We start from the raw sequence: 20,817 nt of genomic DNA, 5'->3' as shown, positions 1-20,817 counted from the left end.
ATCGATTGGAACTAGAGTTGATTTACATTATCTAAATCATATACATGATTTTCAAATGCTATCTTTAGATTTTCAAAAATTGTTGGATCATACAAATTGATTCCTCCAATCAAAGTTCTCACGAGGGTCATGGGGCATCTGATCCTATTTTATTTGCCACAACATTTTTTATATTTCTTGCCGCTTCCACATGGGCAAGGCTCGTTTCGACCTGTCTTGCCGCCATCGATTACGCTAAATGGTGCGCTCGATAAAGGATGTAGATGGGGTTTTTCCATTTCAAATAGTTCGCCTGGTGTATGGCCTCTATTCTCCCAAATGCGAGTGGAGTTCGCAATCACGGAAACTGCCTGCACATATTCATTCACTTGCTTCATATCTTTAAAATTAAAACGTTCTAAAAAATCCCGCACAACTCCCTGCAAATCAACATGCACTTCTTGCAATTGACCGACCAATTCATCGATTTCATCCTTCACCATGAGTGTACTACCGCCGAAAAAGTCTTTCGCAAGCATGTTTGCAAGCTTTTCTTGATAATTTGTCTTTTCATAATACAAATCATCCGCATAGCGTAATAGCTCCTCTTTCTCCGGTACGTAGTATGGCTTTTCATATACTTCTTTTAAAAACGAGGAAAAATCCTTGCTATATTCAACCTCTTCATGCAATATTCCTAGACCATTGGTAAGCACACTCTTTTTCTCCAGCAGTTTGGAAAAATGAGAATCTGCCATAAATGCTCGCAGTTCACTTCTGGATAGTGATGGCTCATTCTGGGTGTTGTAAATCTCCAGAAACTTTGAATAGGTAATCATTCCATACAAATTAGCACATGCCTGCGCATATTGGATCAACAGATCAGTATTAGGCAATTTGTCTATATCCACAGATTCTTCTCCGCGGTATTTATCTGATAGCACATAATAATTATCATGATCGATGAATTGCCATTCCGTCTTTTTGTATTTTACAAATTTCAACCTATCATTCACCCAAACCTTGTCCAGTGACAAATAATGCTGCTCCCGCGCCCATGTACGTGTGGACATATAGTCGGGATGTGTCGGATCATGATATATACTTTTAAACGTTTCGTATCCAGACGGACCACCAACATCTTCCGGCGGCGCCGTCCCCTCTCCGTCAAGCAAAGTTGGATACCCAAAATAATAATCTTCCACGGTGTCTTCAAGCTCTACCCGAATCCGCCAGTCATCCCCAAAGTCATATTTATAGATGAATTGACCATGTTTTTTAAGGTACGCATCGATTTTAATGCGCGTTGGCTGCTTGACTTTTCTGCCAGCATACTTCTTTCCCTTGTATTCATCTAAAATAGGTTCGTTATTTGTAATAAAATAATCATCGATCTCCACACCGAACGAATGATACGGAGCTATACCACTTTGAAAGTTTGTTACGTTCTGAATCGTTTCATGCAGACGGTTAAAAGTCGCACCCGCCGGTAAAATAACACGCCGCCAAATAAGCGGCGTAATGTCCTCAAAGGATAATTTCAAGATATATGCTTTCATATGGCACCTTCGTCTTTTCTTTTATCGTACGTTACTTATTCAAGTTAAGGTTATCTATATATCAAATAGTTAAAGTCGTTTAAACCTTCAGGATTCCATTGTGCAGCGTACTACAAGTAAGACCTAATTGAGCTACAGTCTCCCTTTAGTACAAGTACAGCTAATTAATCTTAAATGATAATCCACTATCTTCCAGAGAAGCTCTTAATATAGGGAGAGAAGCTGGACCTATACCATGAAATTGTAAAATCTCTTTTTCGCTAAACGTTGCTAATTGTTTCACCGTCGTTATTCCATTATGTTCCAAAGCTCTTCTGGCAGGTGCCGAAAGTTTTGAAAGAAACCCACTGGTAGGCTTACGTTCTTGCTCGCATATCGGGCAGCTGGGACAATCACTACTCTTGTAGTATTCGTGCCCATTGCTACATATCCGTAAACTTTCTTTTGACGTTGTCATTGTAAAATGTCCCCTTTCTTTACGGATCGTGCTCCTCTTATTAGTATAGACGTGTCCCCACATTCTAAATGACCAATACCTCTGCTTGCAAGTAAACCTATCAATAAATGCAACACCGAACAGGTAGTATATATGCGATGAAAACTGGTACTCCATCCTTATTTCTTTACATTTAAAATCGTCAGCCCATCCCCGGTTGGAATTGGAAGCGATTCAAATTGTGGATGATCGATTACCGGTTCTTTAGATACACAGTGGGGAGCATTCGTCCCCACTGTTTCTAATGAAAAATGGTAATCGTTCGTTTCAAAGGGCGCCACAGTCGTTAAGTTGTGTTATTAATTTGGGCTTTCTCTCTTTTCCTACGGGAAATACACGACAATTTCTTATACATGAGGCAATTTCATAATTGCTTATTTTAATTGAAAGCACGAACAGTAATGAATTTTTGTAACCGATTATTATTTTGTATAGAAAGCGAGCGCTTGAACGAAAAGCAATTGCCTTGGGATATTCTTTATTTTCCCCACCAATTTTTCAGAAATTACTTGACTGAAGGGTAGAATGCGTCCGCCTCTCGTTACAATTAACTTTGTTCGAACTTTAGTACAAAATCCTCTATTATGAAATTGACTCACCTATACTACAAACTCATTTCAAATAAAATAATCCACCATTAATAATTTCAATTTTTATTCTCGCTTCGTATTGTTGTTCCATTGCTTCTTTCTCTGTCTCGTAACAATCTGGTTTGTCTTCTACACCTTCATAGAAATGTTCCAACACTTCCCTATCCTTTTTCCACCTCATTTTTGCTTCTTCAGCCCATGTGTGATCGTCTTGTTGGATAGTATTTTCAATTACCGCATCCAGCCTCTCCAGGGCACGAAGGGGCTTTATAATATACGGCAGGTTAAACGTATTGTCCGGCATATTCACATCCAAATCCATTTCATATAACGATTCCTGAAACGCCTCTTTAAGTTCCCCCGTCATTAAGTTAATGCCTAAGGAATATAGTGTTTCTTTCGTTTGATCGCTGTAATATGATACTTTATAATTAACGCCTAACCATGGTGTTAATATGGTTTTCGTTTCAAGTCCATCGTTTACCTTCTCATACATCTGAACAAATGAGCCCAGCTCTTTTGTTACTTGGAACAATTGACTGAGCCGGGGGGAACCTATGTGAACAACTTCCCCTTTAATATTTTCATCCAGTTTATTTTTATCAGTGATAAAAGTGAGTTGTGCTGGATCCGGCACTCCGTTCGTACTCTCTAGGTATTTCCAATAAAATGGACGGTTCATAATTTTCTTATCCATTTCAATCGTCAATTGAACGTTGATGAAGTGATCATTATCACTTACTATTTGGCAATTGTTTTCTTTAAAAAATTGTAGTAAATAACTGTGTATTTGTTGTGGGTACATGTGAATCCTCCTTTGTGACCCTTGCTATATATGTTGAACAAATGAATATCTATATAAATTAAGCGAAGGCATCCCCGAGCGCCGAAGCGGATTCAATGGATTTTTTTATTTCCACCTATATACTTTCATCTCAAATGGTCTTTTTGAAAGCGGATAAAATATCATCGAGCTCACCCACCACTTTTTCAAAAACACCGATTTTAACATAGAGCAAGTCCAATATATGATCTTCGATTGTATTCTGAATGGCTAAATTGTAAATATGAACGTCATGTTCCTGCCCTAACCGGTGGACACGTCCAATTCGTTGCTCCAACTTCATCGGGTTCCAAGGCAAATCATAATTAATGACATGATGACAAAACTGTAAATTTATCCCTTCACTACCAGATTCAGTCGCAATGAGCACCTGCGCTTTTTCTTTAAATAGCTGCTTCATCCACTCTCGTTTACTTTTACTGAATTGCCCGTTAAAAAGGACGCTTGTGATCCCTTTTGATTGTAAATACCATTGCAAATAGGTTTGACTCCCGCGGTATTCAGTAAAGAGTATGACCTTACCATTTGCCTGAGATATAATTTCATAAGCCTTTTCCGCTTTTGAATTAATTTCCAGTGCCATTATTTTTTGAATGATGCTTTCCAAATAAGAGATGTCTTCCGGTAGAGTGCATTTTTCAAGCATTTTAGTTAAGGTTAAGGCTGTAGCTTCCTTACTGCTGCACATTTCCCTTTGTAAAGTAAGCATAGAAAATGCATCCGAAAAAACAGGAGAAACATTTTTAAGTTCTGAAATTAAATCGTAAACCTCTTTTTCTTCTTTCGTAAAATCGAGGGGTATGATTTGAACACGACGATTTGTCCATTCAATTCCAGTATCCTGTCTTCTATTTCTCACCATCACTTGATTGACCAATTCCTTTAAATATTCATCTCCTTCCACATTGTGTTTGCTGGCGGCAAACGAGGATTGAAACGTTTCGTAATTACCTAGGTGTCCTGGTTTCAGTAAAGAAATAAGGTAAAACAGTTCAAATACATCGTTTTGAATCGGCGTGGCAGTTAGCAACAAACAAAACTTTTTCTTTAAATTTTGTGCGAACTCATAGTTTTTCGTTTTATGGTTCTTTAATTTGTGCGCCTCATCAATGATGATTAAGTCAAAGTCTTGATCATAGATATTTTCTTTATGCGGGCTTCTTTTTGCCATATCCATACTCATAACGACAATCGTCAGATGGTTCAAATCATAATTTTTTTTATACTGAACGGCCGGAATGTGAAATTTTTGATTCAGTTCTTCAATCCATTGACTGACCAGAGAAGCCGGAACCAAAATTAGCGCTTTTTTTACAAGACCTCTTATTAAATATTCCTTCAGGATCAAACCAGCTTCAATGGTTTTACCGAGCCCCACTTCGTCCGCAAGAATCGCTTTTCCATTCATCCTTTCAATGACCCTTTCCGCCACTTCCAATTGATGGGCAAGGGGCGTAAAATTGGGTAAAAATTTGGGGGATTGAAGGCCGTGGAAATCTGTTATCAAGTTCGTTTTCGTAATCTCATAACTCATTTTATACAATTTCCAGTTGTCCCAGGTTTCACGGTTCTCCAATCGTTCGATAAAGCCTTCTTTCCACGCAGTCGACCTTTCCAAAATCATGTCCATCACCTCATTCCACTTTTTCTTTGTACGTAGGTTGTCCAGAAATGAAGTTCCTATGTTAAAGGAATTGCAAGTAAAAGGGGTGCTACCATTTAATGGAGAAATTAAAAAGACATGGAACACTCAACCGTTACGGTTAAGTACTCCATGTCTCACATGTAGTTGTTTTACAATTTCAATTCAATTTTAGAAGCTGCTTTTAGTTCTTCAACATGTGCAACAAGCAGTTTTTGCTGTTGCTCTTGATTAATGATTCCTTCGATTTCCTGACTAACTTCTTCAAGCGGTGGCAGCTCTTGCCCAGCTTCTTTTGAAGTAGCTGCAGCTTTGTCATAGTATGCTTTAATTTCTTTATCTGATACTTTTCCGGCTGGAGCGACTTTTTCTAGGTACTTGTCAAATATGATGGATTCAGCGATTTGATTTTTCAATGTTTTTACATCCATGCTTTGGCTTTTGAGTGCTTTTTTCATTTCTTTTTCCCCGCCAAATTGCTTTTCAAATGACGAATACTCTTCGTCAATTTCAGTTTCAGATGCATTTATTTTCGCTTCTTTTGCTTTTTGAAGTATCAATGTCTGGTTCACAAGCGTATCAAGTACTTGCGTTTTTACTTGTTCAGCCGCTTCTTTGCTTGATGGGTCTTGTCCCATTTGTTGCATTTGCCCTTGGATTGATGTCAATGCAGTGTTATAGTCCTCACCTGTAAGTTCTTCATCATTTACCACAGCCACTACTTTGTTTTTGTCCACTTGCTGTTCAGCTAGTTTAGCTTGCATCTCTTCTGCAGATTCTTTTTCTTCCTTAGGTGCTTCTTGCTTTGATGCTTCCTGCTTTGTTTCCTCTTGAGGTGTTTTGTCTTTTGCTGCTTTATCTTCTTCACTACAGGCAGCTAAACTAACTGCTAGTGCACCTGCTATAAATGGAAGTAGGATCTTTTTAAAATTCATATCGTGTAAACTCCTTTCAAATCTGCCACTTATTAAATCTTTAAGCTTAAATAGCATCTTACACGAATAGTGGTCGAAAGATAAACCGATATCCCTCCATGACACGAAATTGTCACCTGGATGTAACTTAATTACCTGGCGGAATACTACGTATGGTGAATGTTGTTTATTTCAAAGTAATCATTTATACTTATTTTGTGCGAATTATTAATTATCCAGAAAAACTAGGTAAGAGGAGGAAATATGAAACTAGGTGCATTCTCAGTAAGTCTATGTGTAAAAGATATTCATAAATCACAATCATTTTACGAAAACCTAGGATTTCAAGTCTTTGGCGGGGATATTACCCAAAATTGGCTAATTATGAAGAATGATAGTTGCGTAATTGGGCTATTCCAAGGAATGTTCGAGAAGAATATTCTGACCTTTAATCCAGGCTGGAATCAAAATGCCGACAATCTCGATTCGTTTACAGACATTCGGGACCTTCAAAAAGATCTTAAAGCAAAAGGAATTGAAATACTGACTGAAGCAGATGAGTCAAGCGTAGGCCCTGCGAGTTTTACAATTGAAGATCCAGATGGGAATTCCATTCTTGTAGACCAACACGTATAATGAAGAGATAATCAGTGTAAGGTGCCGGATTTTCATTTTTTATACGATAAAGTGAATACAATACCGCAAAACAAAAACCATTGTGGATAGCCATAATGGTTTTTGTTTAAAAGGTATACTTGTTTAAGTAGAGATGGGTATTTGTGTGTGTACCAGTCAACTAGAAATGGAATAACCTCTTGGAGTTAACTGTATATTTCCCCACACAGGTACCTCACACGACTACCTTATCGCCTAATGCCTATTGTACGCCCCACTTGTTTCGGAGATTCTAACTGTTTATCTTCCTGCGCTATTTTTGCAATTGTTTCGGCGACAGGTGTAGGGAATGGTGCCGCTTTTCCTAAATCCGTATCTATCCCCATTAACATTTGTTCACTCGTCGCAACCTTATCACCACGGCTATTTTCCATTGTGAAAAACACATGCAATCGTTTGTCGTCGGTATCTAACAGCTGAACGGTTAGATGGAGTTGCTCGCCTTCGTTAGCTTCCAATAAATAGCACAAATGTGTTTCTAATGTGAAAATAGTGTATGCATACATTTCACGCGCGCCTTCGTGCAATCCGATATGATTCATAAACTCATCCACGGCGAGGCTAAAAACGAGTGCATATGCTGCATCGTTCATATGACCGTTATAGTCTACCCAGTCCGCTGCTACAACTTTCTGATAGGAAAATGATGTGCTCTCCATATGAAGTCCTCCTTCCTTCTTTCTCAATGAACTTTCTCCTTACTTGTTTCGGGCCAGTATTCTCCCACCAAATCGAGCAATTTCACTAGGAATTCATTGCGTTTCACTTCTAAGTCCGCTACGGAGTCATCACCGGCTTGCGTTTCACAGCCTTCAATCACTTTTTCTTTTAATTCATCTGTCAATTCGGGTGCTTCTAATTTCGTCCATGGCAGCTTAAGCGCAGGGCCGAACTGTTCAAGCATGTGTCGCATTCCTTGTTCGCCGCCTGCCAAATGAAATGTTAAAAACGGTCCCATTTGTGCCCAACGAAGACCAGCACCATAAATAATCGCAGCATCAATTTCTTCCGTCGTTGCGATGCCGTCATTTACCAAATGTAATGACTCGCGCCAAAGTGCTTCCATTAATCGGTCCGCCACATGACCTTCTATTTCTTTTTTAATAATAAGCGGTTTCATACGGACTGATTTGTAAAATTCTTCTGCCCTTTCAATAACGGCCGGTGATGTAGCTTTCCCACCAACTAGTTCGACAAGCGGTAGAATATAAACTGGATTGAAGGGATGTGCGACAATCATCCGCTCAGGATATCGCAACCCCTCCTGTAAAATGCTTGGCATGATCCCAGACGTACTAGACGCGATAATCGCATCAGGTTTTGCGTGCTGGTCAATACCCATCAACACACCTTTTTTTAGCCCTTCCCTTTCAGGAACATTCTCTTGAATTAAATCGGCATCCATTACAGCTTCTTCTATTGAAGTAACAAATGCTATACGATTAATTGATGCACCTGGAGCAAGTCCCATTTTCTTTAAAGCAGGCCATGCACGCTCCACTGCCATCCTTGTCCGCTTCTCCGCTCCTTCCGCAGGGTCAAACGCAACGACTGAATAGCCCCTTGCCAGAAATCGCGCAATCCATCCATTGCCAATAACACCCGTACCGATAACAGCTAGTTTGTTAATGTCATTCATAAAGTGGCCCCTGCTCGAGTATTTAGCAGACCGTAATAATCCCTTGCTTCTTGTGGTGTCATAACTTCTATACCGTTGCTATGAAGCATCCCGACTGCTTTATCAACGAGCTGTTCGTTGCGTGCAGGTACACCTCTTGTCAGATATAAATTGTCTTCTAAACCAACACGGATATTTCCACCTAATAGCGCAGTTTGCATTGCAATTGGCAATTGCATTCGACCAATACCAAACGCCGACCAACTTGCATTAGCGGGCAAACGATTTTTAAAATACAGAAGTGTTTCAATGTCTGCTTCAGCTCCCCAAGGAATACCTAGACAGAATTGGAACATTGGGTTTCCATCAATCAATCCTTCGTCAATCAACTGTTTTGCAAAACGAAGATGTCCAGTGTCAAAGCATTCCAACTCCGGTTTTACGCCACTTTGTTGAATGAGCTTTGCATGCTCTCTCAGCCAATCAGTAGGACTGACATAAATCATATCCCCAAAGTTGACACTCCCACAATCAAGCGTACACATTTCTGGGAGCAATGTACCAACCGGATTATGACGTTCCGTTGGCGTTTGAATAAATGTTCCATTACCTCCGGCAGCCGGTGTATCCAAATTTGGTATAAAGTCACCGCCGCCGCCCGCTGTAATATTTATGACGACATCCGTTTCCGAATCACGGATACGGTCTACAATTTCACGGTAATGTTCAATATCGTGACTAATGCCACCTGTTTTCGGATCGCGAGCATGGATATGAGCGACTGTTGCTCCAGCTTTTGCCGATTCAATGGCAGAATCCGCGATTTCTTTCGGTGTTACGGGTACATATTCATTTATTCCCGTTGTATCTCCCGCACCTGTAACTGCTGCTGTCAGCATAACTTTGTTCTTCATATTATCTCCCCCAATGCATTTTGTTTTACTGTACCGTCTGGACGGTTTGTAGTTAACACTATACACGGGGCAAGATTCACTTTCAACCTTTATTGAATAATGAAACAATTTTACTACTTCTTCACTATTCTTTCGTCCATCTTCGTAATGTTTCATAAATTAAATCTTTTGAACCTTGATCGATCGGATTTATCCCGAATAGATCGGCTAACCAAATACCATCCGTCGCTAGGCGAATAATGGTTGCCTGGATTGGGTCAAGACCATCGTTTTCAATTTCATGTTGCCACTCGGCATACACTTCATGGATCGGATTCAATAAGAGTGGATTTATCGCCTTTGCAGCTAGTAAACCAGCGTGCATATCCGTTTTCCGATACGGTTGTTTAAACGTTACATCTAAGTATGCACGTGACCATTTCCCTTTTTCCTCAAAATCCGCTTCGGCTTTAGCAGCAATTTTACTTTGATAAGTTACAGCTAGGTGCTCCACCATTTTCTCAACTAATTCTTCTTTGGATTGATAATGATATAGCAGACCGCCTTTACTTATACCTGCTTCCTTAGCTACAGCTTCTAATGTTAACGAAAAAATCCCCTTCTCCGCTACAATCCTAGATGCGGCGTCAAGTATATCGAATTTCCTATTTTTACTGTCCATAAAATATCTCCCTCAAAAATAATCGTATTTATCTAAATGTACCATCCAGCCGGATCATTTCAAGCGATAGTTCTTCGTATCGACATTAAAAGAGGTACCTGTGTCAGACAAAAGAGGAAACGATTCACACATTCAGGTTATTATACAAAAAATAAAGAAAAATCACACAAGCAATGATTTACTTGATATTATTATAGAATTGAGTTGTATTTACTGAATAGTTCCTCGCATAGGTACATAAAATTAATTATTCAATAGGAGTAGCCAAAGTGAGTTATCTCCAGGAAGCCGAATAAAAAAAGTAATCAGCTAAATACACCAAAGCCTCCCGTCCCAAAAAGGGGTCGGGAGGCTTTGGTGTTTTAATATTTGATAGTAACCATAACACTGTACTTTTTTTGTGGGCTTATGACCAGCGAGCAGTTAACATTTTTCTTCTCGTATAAAACTCTCCCCCGTCTGCCCCATTCGCATGTAAGTCACCGTAGAATTAGTTTTCAAATTTTAAAGAGGTACCTGTGTCAGACACAAAGACGAACAATATAGTTCGTGTCTTTCACAACTTCTCAGCTAAAAGGGATAATCAGTTAACTTCGAGTGAGGATGATGCCCGTGTTTCTAAAATAGTTGACTCCTGTCCCGCTTTTGAGTCTTCATATTTTTTATCTGGGAACAGTAAGCTGAAAACAATACCACAAGCGGCTGCGATAAAGAATGTAGTGAAACGTGAAGTCGCAATCGCATCAAGTGGCGTTGAGATCCAGATAACTGTACTAACGAATCCTGAGATAATTGTTGCGATGACACCAATACCCGAGTATCGTTTCCAGAAGAACGTTAAGATAACTGCGGGTGATAACGTGCATCCCACGCCAGCCCACGCCCAACTGACCACAAGAAATACAAGTGACTTGGAGGTCAAGGCGATGACTAAACCCACAATTCCCGCCGCAACAATCGTAAGTCTCGAAATGGCCACCAGCTTCTTCTCAGATAGATTCATGTTCATTGCATGTCGGATGATATCTTCACTAACCGAACTTGTAATGACAAGCAACTGTGAATCCGCGGTAGAAATGATAGCGGCAAGTATGCCAGCAAGTAAAATACCAGCAATCCAAGGAGGCATTAAGTCAAGAATCATATAAGGTAAAACCATTTCGACATCTCCGAATGCTTGACCTTGGTACAATGTGAGCGCCGTGATTCCAATCATAAATGCACCACCATATGCCAAGATCGTCCAAGTAATCGCAACAAAACTCCCTTGATTTGCTTCTTTCTTACTTCTAAGGGCCATAAACCTAGCACTCAATTGCGGTTGGCCTCCAAGGAAACCAAAAAACCAAGCAAAGTTATTAAAGAGCAATAGTCCTACTGAGAAACCAATGGCTCCCCCAGTCCATGAATCCATAGAGGGCCCAGCCGCTACTAAAGCCTGACTAATTGACAAATCAGCTGCTGAAATTTTAACGAGCGCAACAATCGGTAATACGACTAACGTTACAAGCATCATGATGGCTTGTATCATATCCGTCCAAACGACTGTTACGAAACCGCCGACATAAGCAAGGATTATGACGACAATCACACTTAAAACGGCCCCGACCTTTGTAGGGATATTAAAAACGGCCAATAAGGTTTTTCCGGCTCCGGCAATTTGTGCGCCAAAATAAAACATCATAAAGCTAAATATAAGAATAGTAGAGAGCCAAAGAATGATTTTACCGTGTTTCCCGAAACGGTACGCCAAATAACCAGGTAACGTCAACGCGCCCGTTTTCTCGGCCTCCTTCATAAATCGTTTCGCTAAGAATAGCCAAGCAAATACAATACCCGAAGCAATTCCGAAAGCTACCCAAATTCCTGATAACCCCGTAGCGAAGACAAAACCAGTGTAGCCGAGCAGTAGCCAAGCGGACTCCCCAGTGGCCCGCTCCGAAAATGCCAACGCCCAACCCGGCAATTGCTTACCACCCAAGAGAAAATCAGCATGACTTTTCGAACGCCGACTTACAAGATATCCAACCACAAGCATGATTACGAGATATAATATGAATTCAACCATAATAATCGTATGCAATTAACCCATCCCCCTTTGGTTTCGTTAGAACAATTCATACGTTCGATCAATCAATTACACCAGAGGCTTGATTTGAATCAAGTTATACAATTGCATCTTCCAAAACAAGATCCTTCTCTACAAAACGCTCAACACGAAGTGGCGTAAGATTCAATGTTTCATATTTCCCTTTGCAGATTAATTCTGCTAACCCAAGCCCCACCCCAGGCGCTTGTTGCATTCCATGTCCGCTGAATCCAAGTGCGACAAAGTAACCTTTCATAGATGGATGTTCGCCGATAATGGCATTTTGATCCGCTGTATTGTGGTCATACATTCCTGCCCAACCCGATTCCAATTTAAGACTTTCAAAATTGGGGACGCGGTGTGCCAAGATTGGCCACAAATGATCGAATGAGGAACGCTTCCAATTAAAATCGATACCCGGTTTAACATCTTCCGAAAATCCAGCTACTACCTTATCGCCCTCGTGACGGAAATAGACCCCTGTAGGATCAATTGTAAGCGGTAACATTTTCTCTAGTTTTTTTGTAGAATCAAAGACATACATTTGACGCTTCAGCGGCACAACCGGTAGTGGCAATCCCGCCGCTTCACTTAACTGGGCCCCCCATGCACCTGCACAGTTAATAACAATCGGTGCAGAATAGCGCGTCCCATCAACTAATTGAACACCCGTCATTCGCCCACCTTCCGTCGTTAATGAAGACACCTCTGCGGTAATATACTCAACCCCCAATCCCTGGGCATTTTTACGATAAGCTTGCATGACAGAGTACGGGTCAAGGTAACCATCCTCTTTGCAGAATAATCCTCCTCCAAGGTCACTCGTTTCCAATTCAGGAATAATGTTCAACAAATCACTTGTCGAAAGTATTTCAGAAGGTACACCAAGCGAATTTTGCAACATAAGTTGTTTTGCAAAAGCGGGTAACATCCGCTCGGTTGCTAAAAACAAGTAGCCTCGCTGTTTGAAATCAATTTCAGCTTTTTCTCCGTCAACTGCCATCTCATCCGCAAAGTTTTTATAGACTTCCAAACTGAACCGACTTAATTGAATATTAATAGACGTTGAATATAGTTGCCGAAAACCGCCCGCGCTTCGGGCTGTCGATGAGTATTCATAAGTTGGATCTTTTTCAACAACGACAATACTCCCCTCAAAGCCATTCTTACGTAATGAATAAGCAGTACTTGAACCCATTACTCCCCCACCAACAATGACGATATCCGCTTTTTTCATAATCCATTTCTCCCCCCAAAGAATAATAATCCGTCCGAGCTATTTCATGATCAATCGCGCCTCGGCGTGATTGCGTCCAGATTTTGAATTGAGCTTGCTCAATTTTATTCCCTTCAAAATCTGTGACATCCGCCGGAGGCTTTAACTTGATTCAGCCGGGGTTTGAACCCCCACTGAATTGAATGTATATCCAGGATTCATCCTGCCACTTATGGAAGTTGGGGACTTCTGCTGAATTAAGTTAAATCAACAGCTACTCCAACTTTATTTTTGCACGCTTTGTCGTAGAAATATTTTGCAACGACAATATCAACGATGGCAAGTCCGACCGATTTAAATATTGTTATTTCCTGCTCGTCTTCTCTTCCTGCTAGTTCTCCACTTACAATCCGTCCAAGTTCCCCGTGTATTTCACTTGCTGAAAACACACCTTCTTGGATTGGAATATGTAAGTCACCCGCTTCTTCCAGCGCCGCTTCCTTTGCTTCAACAACTACCTTGGCCGCATCGCAAATAGCCGAAGTCGGCAACTCCTGCATTGTAGGGCGGAAAGAACCAACTGCATTCACATGGACTCCCGGCTGCAGATTATCTGTAAAGACCGGTGACATAGACGTAGTTGCCGTCACAACAATATCCGAATTCCGAACAAGTTCATTTGGATCCTGTAAAATAATAACTTTCTTTTGGAACTTTTTCACAACAAACTTCGCAAATTCTTTTGCCTTTTCCTCACTCCGATTGCATAGATAGATCATATCGATATCCCTCACCGCCAGAATCGCTTCACAAAGTCCCGCCGCCTGCTCTCCTGTACCGATAATCCCTAAATTTTTGGCGTCTTGACGAGCTAAATATTTTGTCGCAACACCTGACAAAGCCCCTGTTCGAATAAGCGTTAAATAAGATCCTTCCAGTAATGCAAGCGGCTCTCCCGTCGTCACATCCGACAGCAAAACAACCCCTTGGATAGCCTTTTTCCCACGGTCTTTATTTGTCGGTACGACCGTTACATATTTTAGTCCCATCGCACCCAAACCTTCCGCAACCGACGGCATCACTACCCCGGAACTTCCATTGCCAAATGGTAGAATCGTTCGGATTGGCGTATCCGTCTTTGATGATGAAAACGCTTTCAAAGAAACCTCGACACATTGTAAAATTTCATTCATATCCACCATATCCATTTGATCTTTAGCACTCAAAACCAACATACGATTCAACTCCCAGTTAGTTATAATCTTCTTACTTCTAGTATACTGGCAAATAGTTAATTGAAAATATCCGTTATGCACAAAATTCTGTTATAATTATCAGTAGTATGAGTTCAGAAAATACAGTCATCTATAAAAACATAACAGGAGTAAGGGGTGAATGACTTGCAAGTCCTTGGGCACTTTGCACAATCCGTTGTTGAACAGTTTTCATCACTATTGGATATCCCGATTAGCATCACAGATAATACCGGTATGATTATTGGCAGTACAGATAACAAACGACTCGGCTCACATCATATCGTCACTGCAGAAGTAACTAAATCAGGTAAAATCATGTTTTTTTCGAAAGAACAAATTGCTGGCCTTGTAAACGTCCTACCGGGAATTGCCGCACCATTAAGTTTTCAACAACAAACGATTGGCGTACTCGGCCTTATAGGTGACCCTGCAACAGTTGAACGCTACGTACCATTCGTACAATCCCATATTGAGATGCTAATAATGGAAAATTTTCGTGCTAAAACAATCGTCTCTAAGATGGAAACGATGCAGCACTTCATTCAATGTCTTCTTAGTTATAAAGAAGGTGAAGATTTAAGAAAGATTCAAAACTACTGTGAAATACATGGATTTTCACTTGGTTTATCAAGACGATGTATTTTATTGGATATCCCTTCCACAGTTGATCAACTCCCTTCTATAAAAGAGGTACAACTATTCAACCAAACGGAACAAGATCTTTTTTTATACTTGACGAAACTGTTTGTTGATAATGAGCAAGATCTCGTTATTCCGTTAAAAGCCGGTCAATGGCTTGTCGTAAAACATCTTAACGCAGAAGACACAAGTGCAATAGAAAAGAAACTGGATTATGTATCCGATTCTTTGCAGGTATTTTTACAAAACAGAGATATGGACAGCAAATTCATGTTGTCCTACGGCGAATGTTTCTCAACAATCGAGGGAATCTTACATTCCTATGAACAATCGAGAAAAGCTATGGCTATTGCTAAACGAAATAACTTTCAACAATCAATCGTCTCCATTTCTGACTGGAATCTACTATCACTGGCTTTAGTAGAGGAAATGAAACTACCATCCAGACAAACACTTGATAAGTACATTGAAAAGTTAAGCAACCATGCGAATGGGGCTGCACTCATCGAAAGTTTTCTAGTCTATTGCGAGGAACAACTAAACATGAGCCAAGCCGCAAGAAAGCTTTACCTTCACCGCAACACGCTTATCTATCGAATTCAACAACTTCAGCAATTATTAACGATTGATCTCCATTCGTTTAAACAATGCACGCTTCTATATTTAGCTTTAAAACAGCATGAACATAATAAAAAGTTAACCTAAATAACCATTCTTGCATTTACTTAATGAGTACATGCAAGAATGGTTTTATTTTGGTGACAGTCATCGTTACAATCATATTAAATAGTATCAGTAATAGGTACCAGCGTATAAATAAAAAGAGGTACCTGTGCGAGACACAAAGACAATCAATTCAAACATTTAAGTGATTTTACAAAAAGTCAAGATAAATCGTATAGCTATTGGTTTACTTTATACTATTATGGAATTGAGTTGTATTTACTGAATAGTGCCGCGCACAGGTACCTAAAATTAAGTACTGAAAGTTCTAAATCCCCGCCAAAACCATAAAATGAATGGATTCGACGTTCAAAATACGAATAAAAGGGGATAAGTATATGTATTCCATTCATTTTTACGAAGGCAACACCTATGTACTAAACAAGGCGTCAAGAATCATTCCTTCCGTCAATGAGAATGTGAGAATTAAAGGACGCAACGGAATAGTGATCACTGTTCAGGAGATGGGGGAAAACAGATATTTCGTTTTTGTCGAGTTTGAAAAAATAGTGGATAAAAGCAAAATGGCTACAATCGATTTGAAAAAAAGGAAAAAATGATAAATACCATAATACCGGGGAGCGAACAATAAAACACTATCGTTAGCTTTTTGTTTTTATTTATGCAATTGTTAGTTCATTATCTGTATAGTTTCGTGCATAGGTACCTAGAAAGTGGAATGGAGAGATGGTAGGAAATTAATATATATGAATACCGTATCATGAAAGCGGACAATAAGGACGACCGCCGTCTCTAAGTCCTCCACCTTCTGTTTGATGTCGGAATAAACCATCACGTTTTTTCTTTCTTCAAGCGTCTTGTTCGGGCTCATGCCATCATTCTCTTTCATCGTCTACTTAAGCGAATCCGCATTCCCCGGGAAATATGGATTATGATGCGATTGTATTGAATAAGAATTTGCAATATAATGCAGATAACAGGAATTCATTTAGTAAAGCAGAATAAACTAAAAAGGACCTCCTAGTGCGGATAACATTAGGCGGTCTGTAATAGCAGGTTCCCTACAAGGGGGGTCAGCTCTAGTGATAATATAGTCCATCCATTATGAGCTCCCACTCAAGGATGGATTATTTTTATTGTGGAACAACAGTATTGAGGCCCGTAGGATGCGGGTCATGCAGTCGTTGCGACAGGACGTCGCGCTCTTAGACTGCCTTCCTTTAAATTAATGCTTCAAATGTGAACATAAGCATTAGCGCTTCAGATACTGACATACGACTTTTCTCTATGCAATTGAAAATTACTTTGTAAATAGCTTCTTGCCCAAACACCTAGACTACTTACACCTGTACGTAATCTGAACTGGAGTCACTATATCGGCTACTATTATCTTCTATATTTACTGCCGCAAGGAGTCCTTCTAATGTCGCTTCTTCAATTGTTCGCGGAGCAAGGCAATCTCCAATTTGGCTGACAGTTGGTGCAAGATTTTTTATCTCCTCGTACAATTCAGTGTTGGGAACACGGCCTACCGATAATACTATAATCTTATGATTCTCCATTTCTTCTCTTTTATGTGTAAATAAATTTCTGACAACGACATTACCATTTATAATACCACCAAAATCATGATGGGCCTTCATCGTAATATTTAGTTGATAAAGCTTCTTCATATATTCATTGCGAAGATATTGATGAATTTCTTCTCCTACGTGAAGCCTTGTTGTAACGAGTGTTACTTTACAGCCCTTTTCGGCTAAGTGAATAGCTGCTTCAATTCCTGGCCAGTCGCCGCCAAAGTCAAATACGATAGCATTTTGACCTGCCATGATATCTGTTTTATTGAAAATTTTATCAACCATTATGACACGTGGGTCATTTATTCCCTCAACTTGCGGAATATATGACCTTGAACCTACAGCACAAATAATAGCGTCAGGGGCTAATGCAATTACTTCTTCTCTTGTTACTTTCTGACCTAGTTTAACATTTACATTGCTAACGGCTAATTGCTTCGAATAGTTATCTAGCATTGATTCAGCCATTTCGTGACGCATAGGAGCTTTGCGCATCGTTTGAAGTAAGCCTCCAATCCTATCGCTTTGATCGATAAGCGTTACATCATACCCTTGAGTATCAGCTGCTACAGCAGCTTCCATGCCGCCTGGACCTGCTCCAATTACTAGGACGGACTTTTTATCGTTTTTCTTTTGTAAAAGAGGCAAAATCTGGGCTTCTTTTCCTGCCTGCGGGTTTTGTATACAACTTATCGGCAAGCCTTTATGGTAATGCCCGATGCACGCTTGCAAGCATCCGATACAGGCATCAATTAAATGAAATTCGCCTTTTAGCGCTTTATTCGGCATATCAGGATCAACAATTGTCGCCCGTGTCATACCGACCATGTCAGCTTTTCCAGTAGCAATGATTTGTTCCGCTTCCACGGGATCGACAATTCTTGAACCTACAAACACTGGAATAGCCCCGGCCATCCGAATTTTGAAGCCATGTGCAGAAAGGTACGCATGTTTCATTGGCGAAGGTGGTACGATATGAGTTGAGCCTGCATACGTACTTGAATCTCCAGCAGTAACATTAACAAAGTCGAGACGCGATTTATCTGCAAGGTATTCCACGATTTGTACAGCATCTTTCATCGTCGTTCCGTCCATTGTCATTTCATCTGCGCTCATTCGAATACCTACCGTAAAATCATCGCCTACCGCATTCCATACACGTTCAATTACTTCAACGATAAAACGCATTCGATTTTCAAAAGAACCACCGTACTCATCTGTTCTCAGATTCGTATGGCTTGCCCAAAATTGTGATGGAAGATATCCATGTGAACAACAAATTTCTACTCCATCAAGACCTCCCTCTTTTGCCAACTTCGCTGAAACGGCAAAACCTTCAATTACTTCTTCTATTTCTTCCAAACTCATCGGTCTTGGCATTGTACTAAAACGCAGGCTCGGGACAGAAGACGGCGCCAATGCCGCGTTGCGGTAATCGCTTGATACGACTTCTCTTCCACCATGGAATAACTGCGAAAAAACTTTCGTTCCATATTGATGCATTGTTTCAGATAGTTTCGAGTAAGCTTCGACAATTCTCCGATCAAATCCAGCAACAGTATTCGTCGTCAGCATTCCCGAAGGATGGACTGCCGCCGCTTCAAGAACGATTAATCCGATTCCGCCTTTAGCACGGGCCTCATGGTAAGCAATCATATCTTTAGTAGGGATACCATCAGTGACATGATTTGTTTGATGTGCTGTACTTAAGATTCGGTTTTTAAGCTCTGTATTCCCAATCATCACTTTTGTAAATAAATTTTTAAGTTGGGTCATAAAATCAACACTCCTAAATCTATCAGTAGTTTGAGTCAATGCATATTTTTCTTACATAGATTAACTGGCAGCTAACTTGTGGTTTACCTGCTTTGTAAAAGCGGCCAGTAGTAAAACATGAATGTAATAGCGATAACAAGTCCACCACTGATCATTAAATATCCTGGATACCTACGTGTAATTGACATTTCTTTTTCTTCATTTTCTTCAATTGGATGTTGAAGTAACATTGCCTGATAAGCCCGTTCTTCATCAGTGATTACCCCGAATCGAGAGCCAATTACTAAAGCGATACTACTTAGAATTACTCCGATAATAACTGGGTGTAAATAGACAGGCAAAGTAATACTGAGTTTTAATACTTCTCCAAAGATAACTCCAAAGAAACCTACTACGATACTCCAAAATGCCCCTTCTTTTGTTACTGTTTTTGAAAATACACTCGAGAATGCAACAGGCCCCCATGAGGCAGCGAATAATGTTGCTGCGAAATAACCTATCCACATGACGGACGGCGGTTGCCACAAACCAATTAATAGAATGACGAGGCTGATCGCAATCATGGAAATCCTGCTAACTTTCAATAAACCTTTATCTGTATAGTTCTTACTCCGCGATTGTTCCATAATATCTCTAGCAACACTGTTCCCGATCAATTGTAAAAATGTTGCGCAAGAAGATAACGCCGCCGCCATAATACCACTGACGATAATAACACCAAGCCATGTGGGAACTAAATTCATCGCAGCCCATATAAAGACTTTTTCCGTTGGTACAATATCAGTTTTAACGTTATTAATAGTCGTAATACTAATGTGCAAGAATAAATAAATCGTAAAAATTGAAATCATTGCCCATACACCAGATCGAATAGCTACGTGCTCATTTTTCGCCATTAAATAACGGCTGCTTTGCCAAGGGCTTATTGCAACTACAGAACCCCAAACTAATCCTAATATAATAGCCCAAACTATTGTTTCCGTCGGAGTTCCCATATATGCGTTAGGACCAGTTATCCCGTGCCAGCTGAACATATCCGGTTTTTCAATATTGTTTGCTGCGTTAATAATTGCATTTGGAAACCCACCCGTAGATTTCAAAATAAACGGGAATGAAACATAAGTAGCAATTGAGAAAATGAAGAACATAATTGTGTCATTTACCATTACCCCTTTTGCACCTGAAAGAATGGTAAACGAGGCATAAACAACCCACATAACAATGAGTGCCATCGCATACGGAATCTTAAAAATTTCGGAAAGTAGAAGTGAGGCTCCTTGGGTTACAGCAACCAAGTAAGCAGCAATCCCAAGGACTGTCGTAATTGCGGCAACCATTCTTACTTTTTTGGATTGAAAGCGGTTACCGAAATACTCTGGAACAGTTAATGATTTACTTCTTCGCAGATAGCGACCAAATAAAAATACGCCGAAAACATAACCGCTTGCATTAAAAATAACTAGAATAAGTAACGGAATAGCGTAACCTTCATACGAGAACCCTACTTCCCCCATAAAGGAAACAGTGCTTAAAAAAGAAGCGACCAGCGTACCGGTAATCATAAGGGTTGTCCCACTTCTTCCCGAAACGTAAAAATCTTCTGAGGTTTTTACACTTTTAGACAGGACCACACCAATTAATACGTAAATAATGAAAGACGCGATAATTCCTATAATGAAAACCATTAC

General features: G+C 40.1%; 18 protein-coding genes. 3 read left to right on the top strand and 15 right to left on the bottom strand.

Going from position 1 to position 20,817, the window contains the following annotated elements:
* Window positions 1-149 precede the first annotated feature (149 nt).
* From HDC33_RS05800 to HDC33_RS05780, 5 genes are all read right to left on the bottom strand, one after another.
* Window positions 150-1,538, bottom strand: a complete 1,389-nt coding sequence (locus tag HDC33_RS05800) for a plasmid pRiA4b ORF-3 family protein (RefSeq protein ID WP_179391546.1) — start codon at window positions 1,536-1,538, stop codon at window positions 150-152.
* A 160-nt stretch (window positions 1,539-1,698) separates the two neighbouring features.
* Window positions 1,699-1,995, bottom strand: coding sequence for an RNA polymerase alpha subunit C-terminal domain-containing protein (locus HDC33_RS05795; RefSeq protein WP_179391545.1), 297 nt, complete (start codon window positions 1,993-1,995; stop codon window positions 1,699-1,701).
* A gap of 651 nt (window positions 1,996-2,646) precedes the next feature.
* A complete protein-coding gene (locus tag HDC33_RS05790; RefSeq protein WP_179391544.1) occupies window positions 2,647-3,429 on the bottom strand; it encodes a YqhG family protein in 783 nt (260 codons plus the stop codon).
* Window positions 3,430-3,559: 130 nt separating this feature from the next.
* A complete protein-coding gene (locus HDC33_RS05785; protein WP_370457410.1) occupies window positions 3,560-5,098 on the bottom strand; it encodes a DEAD/DEAH box helicase in 1,539 nt (512 codons plus the stop codon).
* Between the two features lie 164 nt (window positions 5,099-5,262).
* Window positions 5,263-6,045, bottom strand: coding sequence for a SurA N-terminal domain-containing protein (locus HDC33_RS05780; protein ID WP_179391542.1), 783 nt, complete (start codon window positions 6,043-6,045; stop codon window positions 5,263-5,265).
* Window positions 6,046-6,288: 243 nt separating this feature from the next.
* Here HDC33_RS05780 and HDC33_RS05775 point away from each other — a divergent pair, with 243 nt between their 5' ends.
* Window positions 6,289-6,660 (top strand): VOC family protein, encoded by a 372-nt coding sequence (locus HDC33_RS05775; RefSeq protein ID WP_179391541.1) that lies wholly within the window; start codon window positions 6,289-6,291, stop codon window positions 6,658-6,660.
* 227 nt (window positions 6,661-6,887) lie between these two features.
* Here the strand turns inward: HDC33_RS05775 and HDC33_RS05770 are convergent, their stop codons facing one another.
* The 7 genes from HDC33_RS05770 to HDC33_RS05740 form a co-directional block, all read right to left on the bottom strand.
* Window positions 6,888-7,358: a thioesterase family protein gene (locus HDC33_RS05770; protein ID WP_179391540.1), complete on the bottom strand. Its 471-nt coding sequence runs from the start codon at window positions 7,356-7,358 to the stop codon at window positions 6,888-6,890.
* 23 nt (window positions 7,359-7,381) lie between these two features.
* On the bottom strand, window positions 7,382-8,338 hold the full coding sequence (locus tag HDC33_RS05765) for an L-carnitine dehydrogenase (RefSeq protein ID WP_179391539.1): 957 nt from the start codon (window positions 8,336-8,338) through the stop codon (window positions 7,382-7,384).
* Complete coding sequence (locus tag HDC33_RS05760; protein ID WP_179391538.1) at window positions 8,335-9,231, bottom strand: beta-keto acid cleavage family enzyme; 897 nt, start codon at window positions 9,229-9,231, stop codon at window positions 8,335-8,337. Before HDC33_RS05760 ends, HDC33_RS05765 begins: the two co-directional genes overlap by 4 nt.
* A gap of 124 nt (window positions 9,232-9,355) precedes the next feature.
* A complete protein-coding gene (locus tag HDC33_RS05755) occupies window positions 9,356-9,892 on the bottom strand; it encodes a TetR/AcrR family transcriptional regulator (protein ID WP_179391537.1) in 537 nt (178 codons plus the stop codon).
* 583 nt (window positions 9,893-10,475) lie between these two features.
* Window positions 10,476-11,975 carry a sodium/proline symporter gene (locus HDC33_RS05750; protein ID WP_179391536.1) on the bottom strand — a complete coding sequence of 500 codons (1,500 nt, stop codon included), beginning with the start codon at window positions 11,973-11,975 and terminating at the stop codon, window positions 10,476-10,478.
* Between the two features lie 82 nt (window positions 11,976-12,057).
* Complete coding sequence (locus HDC33_RS05745) at window positions 12,058-13,221, bottom strand: NAD(P)/FAD-dependent oxidoreductase (protein WP_179392642.1); 1,164 nt, start codon at window positions 13,219-13,221, stop codon at window positions 12,058-12,060.
* Between the two features lie 233 nt (window positions 13,222-13,454).
* Window positions 13,455-14,432 carry an ornithine cyclodeaminase family protein gene (locus HDC33_RS05740; RefSeq protein WP_179391535.1) on the bottom strand — a complete coding sequence of 326 codons (978 nt, stop codon included), beginning with the start codon at window positions 14,430-14,432 and terminating at the stop codon, window positions 13,455-13,457.
* A 156-nt stretch (window positions 14,433-14,588) separates the two neighbouring features.
* Between HDC33_RS05740 and HDC33_RS05735 the strand changes: the two genes are divergently transcribed.
* Complete coding sequence (locus tag HDC33_RS05735; RefSeq protein WP_179391534.1) at window positions 14,589-15,797, top strand: sugar diacid recognition domain-containing protein; 1,209 nt, start codon at window positions 14,589-14,591, stop codon at window positions 15,795-15,797.
* Window positions 15,798-16,153: 356 nt separating this feature from the next.
* Window positions 16,154-16,375 carry a hypothetical protein gene (locus HDC33_RS05730; RefSeq protein WP_179391533.1) on the top strand — a complete coding sequence of 74 codons (222 nt, stop codon included), beginning with the start codon at window positions 16,154-16,156 and terminating at the stop codon, window positions 16,373-16,375.
* A gap of 107 nt (window positions 16,376-16,482) precedes the next feature.
* On the opposite strand, the gene HDC33_RS05725 is transcribed toward HDC33_RS05730, so the two are convergent.
* The 3 genes from HDC33_RS05725 to HDC33_RS05715 form a co-directional block, all read right to left on the bottom strand.
* Complete coding sequence (locus tag HDC33_RS05725) at window positions 16,483-16,647, bottom strand: hypothetical protein (RefSeq protein ID WP_179391532.1); 165 nt, start codon at window positions 16,645-16,647, stop codon at window positions 16,483-16,485.
* A 469-nt stretch (window positions 16,648-17,116) separates the two neighbouring features.
* Window positions 17,117-19,129: an oxidoreductase gene (locus tag HDC33_RS05720; RefSeq protein ID WP_179391531.1), complete on the bottom strand. Its 2,013-nt coding sequence runs from the start codon at window positions 19,127-19,129 to the stop codon at window positions 17,117-17,119.
* Between the two features lie 83 nt (window positions 19,130-19,212).
* Window positions 19,213-20,814, bottom strand: a complete 1,602-nt coding sequence (locus HDC33_RS05715) for a sodium:solute symporter family protein (protein WP_179391530.1) — start codon at window positions 20,812-20,814, stop codon at window positions 19,213-19,215.
* Window positions 20,815-20,817 lie beyond the last annotated feature (3 nt).

The sequence above is a fragment of the Sporosarcina sp. JAI121 genome (assembly GCF_013408665.1).
GTDB lineage: Bacteria > Bacillota > Bacilli > Bacillales_A > Planococcaceae > Sporosarcina.
This window is presented reverse-complemented; position numbering and strand designations above follow the sequence as displayed.